Genomic DNA, 6,988 nt, shown 5'->3' with positions numbered 1-6,988 from the left:
CTTCCAGCTCCACCAGTTCCAGCAGCTCTTCATCTTCGAGCATGTCAACCTTGTTGAGGAAGACAACAATCGCCGGAACGTTCACCTGACGAGCCAGCAGCACGTGCTCGCGTGTCTGAGGCATCGGACCATCAGGAGCGCTCACCACCAGAATGGCACCGTCCATCTGAGCGGCACCGGTGATCATGTTCTTGATGTAGTCCGCGTGACCCGGGCAGTCAACGTGTGCGTAGTGGCGCTTCTCGGTCTCATACTCCAGGTGAGCAATCGAGATCGTGATACCGCGCTCTCGCTCTTCGGGGGCCTTATCGATCTGGTCAAAGGCCGTATATTTGGCAAGCTGAGCGTTCGACAGCACTTTCGTGATCGCTGCCGTCAGGGTCGTCTTGCCGTGGTCAATGTGTCCAATCGTACCCACGTTTACATGGGGCTTTGTACGCTCAAATTTCTGCTTAGCCATTTCCTAATGTGGCTCCTTCTGCAATCCTCTTGCGATCAGATAGCAATGGTTTAGACATGCAATAGCCGTCCCCCGGTTACTGATCGTCACACACAGAGAAAATAGCTTCCACTAGCTAGTATATCGGGAAGGGGAGTGACGATCAACTCAGAAGACGGCGCAACAAGTTCGATTCTTCTACGCGGAATCTCGTGAAGATGAAGCGGAGCATAAAGCGCATCCAGCCAGACATCATTCAGAAAACCACGGGAGCCCGTGATGGGACTCGAACCCATGACCACAGTCTTACCAAGACTGTGCGCTACCTCTGCGCCACACGGGCTGGCAAGGGACATCTGTGTGATGTCCTGGTGGGCAGTGGAGGATTCGAACCTCCGAAGCTTTCGCAACTGATTTACAGTCAGTCCCATTTGGCCACTTTGGTAACTGCCCTCGGATCTTCAGTTCGTCTCTGAACTGACCATCGACGAGACGTATTATAGCCGACGAAATTTAGGTTGTCAAGCATTTTTTTGAGCAAGTATCAATTTCCGTCATTTTTCTTTTTGCTCCGGGCGCGCCGTTTTTTTCTGCTTTTCTTTATAGCACCACATCCCTCCTTATATAGAAAAAGAAGAAAGCGGTCCTCCCTTCACTCGCCAGCCACTATTCAATTTTCTCCCATCACTCCCCTCCTTCTATTATGCAGAATCCTGCATAATCTTTCTGACATTCTTGCTATCTTTCCTCAGCATATGCTCAGGTTTTCTCATGCCTCAAGCAGGCCTTTCTCGCGCTCCCGCTGCGCAGACTCTGCTGTATCAGGACAGACCACATCTGCGATGACAGGTAGATAAAACAATAAATCTACAATTAAAGTATCCATTTGGCCTGAAAGTGATAAAATGAAAAGGAGGAAAATTGTAAAGAAATTATGAGCCAATTCTAAAAAGTTGGTGAAAAAAGCATTGCTTCTTTCCCAATTTGCTGGTATAATCTCCAACGTTGGAGAAGTTTATCCCTCTCTCGCGGTTGGTCCGCTACCGGAGAAGTACCAGAGCCAGGAACTCCTGGCTGTATCGACTTGGAAGACGAGGTAGATTTCCTATGGCAACGAATTGTGACTTCAGCCGTTCTTCCCTGCTCATGGAGCAGTATCGACGTGAAATGGAACTTGTAGCAGTTGCCCTTCAAGAAGAAAGTCAGGACGAACGCGAGGAGCGTCTGGGGCTTGTTGCACGAGCCTGGTCTTTGACAACGGCCTGTTTCCAAAGTCAGCTTGACTCCAGCGATGAGCCTGCATACACACCAGTTCTTGCCCATAAATAGTTCAGACTAGAAGGTTACGTAGTTAGATAGGAAGCCATGCCTCACCCACCAGAACTTGCACCGGAACAGCTGACATACCATACCCCCGTGCAATTCGGCATGGTGTACTGGGTCAATTTCGGTTATCCAGCTCTCCCACCAGGTATTGAAGAAAAACGTATACTGGATTGGCATCCCGCCCTTGTCGTTTCCGGTGAGCCTTTCTGTCGTCATGCTGGCGCTGTGAATGTCTGCGCCCTCACGTCCTATCGTGGAAAATTACGCCCTTATCATCATCTCTTACTCAAACGTGATTATCCGCTCCTTGATACCGATAGCCTGGTCAAAACAGAGCTACTCTATCCTGTTTTACGCACACTTCTGGCCGACCAGTACGCCATTTGTCGACTCCATGATGTCGATATACGCGCTGTTATGGGGAAAATCGCGAACAGTCTGGCGATCACGGCATTCTATTCACTACACTAACATCGTCGTGACCTAACTGATCTGTAGGCAAGAATCGTCATAAGAAAGAAGGAAGTCCCGCCGGGGCTTCCTTTTCACTCTCTCTAGTGTATTAGCGGAGTACGCCTTTATGCCGTTCGATCAATCTCAACTCCGCCTGCTGCCTTCTGTTGATACCCTGCTTCACTCACCGGAGGGGCAGGAACTGATCGCTCGCTATTCGCACGAGCTGACGGTACGGGCTATTCGTTCCAGCGTACAGCAGGCACGTGAAGCAATCCTTCAGGGCGCATCTTGCCCCTCGGCCAGTGAGCTTCTACGCGAGGCCGCCCAAACCCTTGAGCGCTCCTTCTTGCCCAATCTGCGTCCGATTATCAATGCAACAGGCGTGATTATCAATACCAATCTGGGCCGCTCTCCTCTCAGTGCCACCGCACTGCATGCAGTTCAAGCGGTCTCTTCTGGCTACTCCAACCTGGAATATGAGCTTGAAGCAGGTAAACGGGGATCACGCCATACCCATATCACGCGCCTGCTCTGTGAGCTGACTGGAGCTGAAGCCGCGCTGGTCACTAATAATAACGCGGCTGCGGTCCTGCTGGCTTTAAGCGCGCTTGCAGTGGGACGGGAAGTCCTTATTTCCCGCGGGCAGCTTGTTGAGATCGGTGGAGGCTTTCGCGTCCCTGATGTGATGCGTCAGAGTGGCTGTCATCTGATAGAGGTCGGAACAACAAACCGTACGCGCATTGCTGATTATGCTGCCGCACTTACTGAACAGACCGCACTTCTGCTGGCAGTGCATCCCAGTAACTTCCGCATCACTGGCTTTACCGAAGAAACTCCTCTCTCCGAGCTGGTTGCTCTGGCCCATACTCATCACCTGCCGGTCCTGCATGATCTGGGAAGTGGCTGCCTGCTTGAGAGCCAACACTATGGACTCGCACATGAGCCAACCCCACAGGAAAGTATTGCGGCGGGGGCAGACATTGTCTGTTTCTCGGGAGATAAGCTTCTGGGAGGACCACAGGCAGGTATTCTTGTGGGAAAAAGTGAATATATCTCGCGGCTCGCAAAACATCCGTTGATGCGAGCTGTGCGTATCGACAAAATGACGCTTGCAGCGCTGGAAGCAACACTTCATCATTATCGACTTGGAGAGGCAGAACAGCATCTCCCGATCTGGCGCATGATCTCGGCATCTCCCGCTGAACTCAGCAAACGAGCCGGACAATGGGTAGACCAGTTACGGCAGGTTGGTATTCAGGCGGAAACACAGGCAGGAGAATCCACCATCGGCGGAGGCTCACTACCGGGCGAGACTCTGCCCACAACCCTGGTAGCGCTGTCAGAAGAGCGCATGCCACACTCGCTGGAGAGCATCGCGCGCCGTTTGCGACTTCATACGCCAGCCGTGGTTACGCGTATTTTACGTAACCGGCTGTTGCTTGATCCGCGTACGGTGCTACCGGAGCAAGATCACCAGCTTATTGAGGCGTTGACCGCCGTTCTTCAGGGATAAAAAGCCAAAAACCCCCCCTTTGTGACGGGGGGATGTTTCCTGATGGCAGAGGAAAACAACTCTCTATACAAGAAATAATGGTGCCGAAGGAGCATGAAATAACCACAAGGTCTGCGTGGAGACAAAGGAAGCATCGTGTAGACTAGCCGCGTAAACCCTCGTTCGTTTCACCTCTTATTCGGCACCATAGCCCATCGACCGCCCGTCAGCTAATCGTTCTTCCTTTTATTGTACATACGCTTCTACTCAAGAAAACGTTACAGAGAGCTTTCTTATTCCAGACTCATATGTCGACTTCTCAGGATAGGTTCAAGCTAATCTTCAGGGCGAGATCGACCCGGTGCAATTCTTCAGGAGTAATCACGCCTCTCCGTTTCAGGAGGCGCGATTTTTCAATTGTCATCAATTGCTCGCATTTCACATCAGTATAATCGGTCAGCCCATTCTCTTTGGAAGGCGCGATACGCACATGCAGCGGCAACTCGCGTTCAGTACGGCTCATTGAGGCAACAATTGTTAAGGGGTAATTGCGGGAGGCGTTGCCTCGATCATTCTGGATAATTAAAGCAGGTCGTGTTCCCTGTTGCTCAGCGCCACGACCCGGCGACCAGTTCACATCCCATATTTCTCCCCGCTGCGGAAACGGAATATCTCCGTGCGCCTCATGCTTTGGGCTGGCCTTCGCGTGCCTGGCCTCATCACTCATGCATACAAACCTTCGTCCTCGATTTTTCTGTCAATAGTATATAACGTTATAAAATAGCGTGCGCTTCCCTTACAAAGGAACACGATAGCACGCACGCATGGCAATTCAGCAACTTTTTACGCCACCATACCTTCGCGACCGGCCTCAAAAAAGAATTGAGCGTCTTCGAGGGTTTCAGGAAGGGAACCAAGATATGCATAGGCTTCATCGAGAGAGGAATTAATAGCGGAGGCGAGATCTTTTTCGCGTTGCTTCTGTAAAATGGCGGACCGAAGTTGCTGATAATTATCTTGCCGCATAAGTTCCATGATTGTCTCCACAACATCTCCTAAAGAGGAGTCTAATTCGACGGCCAGCGCTTTTAATTCTTTGTGCTGGCTTGAGGGTATCAGAATGGACTTACGGACGAGGTTTTCATGACGATAAACATCAGTTTGCGCAATAGCCATGAAGGTGCCTCCTAGTCATTACACGACGTCTTCCTTCTTCTATTGTAAAAGCCCCCCCCCAAAAAGTCAATAAACGTTGATGTTCTTTCGATGAAAAATCAGAAATTCTCGTTCTTCAAACCTTTGTTCTTATGCCGCTCTACAGGCGGTGGCGTCCACTTCTTCAACCGCTCATACGACAATACTGCTCGCCTGTTTTTGGGGAAAGAACTGCAAGGAGTCGAGTAGCCACTTTGGCGGTTGCGCAGGATAGATGCCCGCCCCTTCGATGCGCCGATATTTCTTCCTCGAGAAGCGCGCTCACAGGGACAAGAAGCCGAAGGAATTCAGAGGGACAGCATGCGGATCAAGAGCAATCAAATGTTTTTTCCAGATTCCACTTTGTATCATCCCGAAAAGAATAGCCAGATGTGGAATGGTTTTTATCCCATGCCACCCAGGCCATTCACTCTGTGCGCTGGCTTTCACTGCCGGGCGCACAGAGGCCTCCATAACGGCGACTTCCAGCAAAGCGCCGCCGGACATACCCACTAGACAAACACGGTCTCATCTTTTTGTCCCCACAAATGGGCATAAACAACGACAGACCCTAGCAAAGCAATGCGCACCCAGTGCTCTCCATCAGGCCGGAAGCCCTGCTCGTTCACCTGCTCCGCTTGCTGGATCGAGCCTTCCGCTGCACCGGGCACCGGAACATAGATAAAAAACTCTTGCCCGTTATCCTGCGCCATGTCTCTGACACTCCTCTGCTCAGTTCCCATTACTGCGCTCCCTTCGGATATCGACCGGTTTTTACCGCATCCCTTGCACAGAAGAGACGGGTAGAAAGCAATCCACTATACGGCAAACACAGCGTCAGACAAAATATGAAGGATTCGCTTTATCCCATGCAAACCAAAAAAGCTTCTCTGCCCATCCAGTGAAAAGCCAGGTTCTCTTTTGCTCTACAATCTCTCTACTATATAGACGCTGATCACCCTATTTTTCTGTCGCTGATTTTTCGGTCATGGGAAAAAAGGAGACCGAGGAGCCAGGTCTTGCAGCCAGAGAGGCAAAAGCGGTCGCCCTTCTGGCCTGCCCTATTTATCCCAGAGTGCCCCGAGCTGCGCCAATCGTTCCCGATATTCAATGCGCTGTATCCACTCAGATGGCCAGGCGGAAAGCCCGAGATAGGTTCCCGCAAATGCGCCGGTCAGGCAGGCGATCGAATCGGAATCGCCTTTCGTAACAGCAGCACGCTGAATGGCCGTTATAGGCTCATCTGGATAGAACAAGAAGCAGAGCATCGCAGTCGCAAATGCCTCTTCAGCGATCCAACCATCACCAGTTTGCAGACAAGGGTCAGCATCTCGGTCTGCATGGAGCAAGGCAGCATCTAGCCGATCAAGGACGTTCAGACACTCATCCCAGCCACGCGCAATGAACTCCTCCGGGCTATCCACATAGGCACGCTGCCAGAGGGTTCCAAGCCATTCTTCATGATAGACAAAGCGCTGACTATGGGCATACTCTTTCAAGCGGTCAGGGAGTTCAGCCACATCGCCCCCACTGGCCAGATCAGCGATGGCATGGGCAGTGAGATCAGCAGCCGCCAGAGCGGTCGGATGCCCATGTGTCAATGCAGCCTGAAACTGGGCGATACCCGCTCTGCTCTTCTCAGAAACACCATCACGTCCCCAGGGCAGCAATCCCACAGGAGCAACACGCATATTGGCGCCGCATCCCTTTGAGCGAGTGACGGTCGCTTCCTGCCAGGGAATATCTTGCTTCAAGCGGTTGCAAGCATTAATACAGGTAATGCCGGGAGCACGATTGTTTTCGGGACTTTCGTTCCAGACGATGAAGGCGGCTCGCAATGGCCCTTCCAGCGACTGAAGCGAGTATGGTCGCTCCGCCTGCATAAGCGCTTCACCGACAGCAAGCGTCATCTGCGTGTCATCGGTCACACGAGCAGGATTGCCAGAAAGATCCTGAGGCCCCTTTGGCCCAAAGCGCTGTATAATCGTCGCTACATCCAGGAATTCAGTTGCGGCTCCCAGTGCATCCCCAAACGCCAAACCAAAGAGACAACCCGAGGCCCGTTGCTGAACATCCAACAT

Annotated in this window: 10 protein-coding genes and 2 tRNA genes; 3 read left to right on the top strand and 9 right to left on the bottom strand. The window is 51.7% G+C overall.

Translation table 11 applies throughout. From position 1 onward, the window contains the following. From EI42_RS29940 to EI42_RS32165, 4 genes are all read right to left on the bottom strand, one after another. A partial coding sequence (locus tag EI42_RS29940; protein WP_146505408.1) for a GTP-binding protein occupies positions 1–460 on the bottom strand: 460 nt, incomplete at its 3' end. Positions 461–710: 250 nt separating this feature from the next. Beyond that, positions 711–782 (bottom strand) — tRNA-Thr (locus EI42_RS29935). 26 nt (positions 783–808) lie between these two features. Next, a tRNA-Tyr gene (locus tag EI42_RS29930) sits at positions 809–892 on the bottom strand. A 316-nt stretch (positions 893–1,208) separates the two neighbouring features. Next, positions 1,209–1,442, bottom strand: coding sequence for a hypothetical protein (locus tag EI42_RS32165; protein ID WP_137686147.1), 234 nt, complete (start codon positions 1,440–1,442; stop codon positions 1,209–1,211). Between the two features lie 104 nt (positions 1,443–1,546). Here EI42_RS32165 and EI42_RS32160 point away from each other — a divergent pair, with 104 nt between their 5' ends. The 3 genes from EI42_RS32160 (at position 1,547) to selA (ending at position 3,734) form a co-directional block, all read left to right on the top strand. Next, positions 1,547–1,768: a hypothetical protein gene (locus EI42_RS32160; protein ID WP_137686146.1), complete on the top strand. Its 222-nt coding sequence runs from the start codon at positions 1,547–1,549 to the stop codon at positions 1,766–1,768. 36 nt (positions 1,769–1,804) lie between these two features. Beyond that, the gene (locus EI42_RS29925; RefSeq protein WP_111326329.1) at positions 1,805–2,236 is read left to right on the top strand and encodes a type II toxin-antitoxin system PemK/MazF family toxin; all 432 of its coding nucleotides are present in this window, start codon (positions 1,805–1,807) and stop codon (positions 2,234–2,236) included. A gap of 109 nt (positions 2,237–2,345) precedes the next feature. Next, positions 2,346–3,734, top strand: coding sequence for an L-seryl-tRNA(Sec) selenium transferase (selA, locus tag EI42_RS29920; protein ID WP_111326326.1), 1,389 nt, complete (start codon positions 2,346–2,348; stop codon positions 3,732–3,734). A 298-nt stretch (positions 3,735–4,032) separates the two neighbouring features. Here the strand turns inward: selA and EI42_RS29915 are convergent, their stop codons facing one another. From EI42_RS29915 to EI42_RS29895, 5 genes are all read right to left on the bottom strand, one after another. Continuing rightward, entirely contained in the window at positions 4,033–4,440 is a 408-nt protein-coding gene (locus EI42_RS29915; protein WP_111326323.1) for a type II toxin-antitoxin system PemK/MazF family toxin, read from the bottom strand. Between the two features lie 116 nt (positions 4,441–4,556). After that, on the bottom strand, positions 4,557–4,889 hold the full coding sequence (locus EI42_RS29910; protein WP_111326320.1) for a hypothetical protein: 333 nt from the start codon (positions 4,887–4,889) through the stop codon (positions 4,557–4,559). Positions 4,890–5,189: 300 nt separating this feature from the next. Further along, on the bottom strand, positions 5,190–5,414 hold the full coding sequence (locus EI42_RS33585) for a hypothetical protein (protein ID WP_111326318.1): 225 nt from the start codon (positions 5,412–5,414) through the stop codon (positions 5,190–5,192). A gap of 5 nt (positions 5,415–5,419) precedes the next feature. Beyond that, positions 5,420–5,620 carry a hypothetical protein gene (locus EI42_RS29900; RefSeq protein WP_111326315.1) on the bottom strand — a complete coding sequence of 67 codons (201 nt, stop codon included), beginning with the start codon at positions 5,618–5,620 and terminating at the stop codon, positions 5,420–5,422. A gap of 348 nt (positions 5,621–5,968) precedes the next feature. Then, positions 5,969–6,988, bottom strand: a complete 1,020-nt coding sequence (locus EI42_RS29895; RefSeq protein WP_111326313.1) for an ADP-ribosylglycohydrolase family protein — start codon at positions 6,986–6,988, stop codon at positions 5,969–5,971.

This window comes from Thermosporothrix hazakensis (genome assembly GCF_003253565.1).
GTDB lineage: Bacteria > Chloroflexota > Ktedonobacteria > Ktedonobacterales > Ktedonobacteraceae > Thermosporothrix > Thermosporothrix hazakensis.
Note: the sequence above shows the minus strand (reverse complement) of the source record. Positions and strands in the feature narration are given on the sequence as shown.

What these genes read in the sequence shown, in the direction of transcription:
- EI42_RS32160 (WP_137686146.1), top strand. Translation starts at nt 1,547, where the DNA reads ATGGCAACGAATTGTGACTTCAGCCGTTCTTCCCTGCTCATGGAGCAG.
- EI42_RS29925 (WP_111326329.1), top strand. Translation starts at nt 1,805, where the DNA reads ATGCCTCACCCACCAGAACTTGCACCGGAACAGCTGACATACCATACC.
- selA (WP_111326326.1), top strand. Translation starts at nt 2,346, where the DNA reads ATGCCGTTCGATCAATCTCAACTCCGCCTGCTGCCTTCTGTTGATACC.
- EI42_RS29915 (WP_111326323.1), bottom strand. Translation starts at nt 4,440, where the DNA reads ATGAGTGATGAGGCCAGGCACGCGAAGGCCAGCCCAAAGCATGAGGCG.
- EI42_RS29910 (WP_111326320.1), bottom strand. Translation starts at nt 4,889, where the DNA reads ATGGCTATTGCGCAAACTGATGTTTATCGTCATGAAAACCTCGTCCGT.
- EI42_RS33585 (WP_111326318.1), bottom strand. Translation starts at nt 5,414, where the DNA reads ATGTCCGGCGGCGCTTTGCTGGAAGTCGCCGTTATGGAGGCCTCTGTG.
- EI42_RS29900 (WP_111326315.1), bottom strand. Translation starts at nt 5,620, where the DNA reads ATGGCGCAGGATAACGGGCAAGAGTTTTTTATCTATGTTCCGGTGCCC.
- EI42_RS29895 (WP_111326313.1), bottom strand. Translation starts at nt 6,988, where the DNA reads ATGTTGGATGTTCAGCAACGGGCCTCGGGTTGTCTCTTTGGTTTGGCG.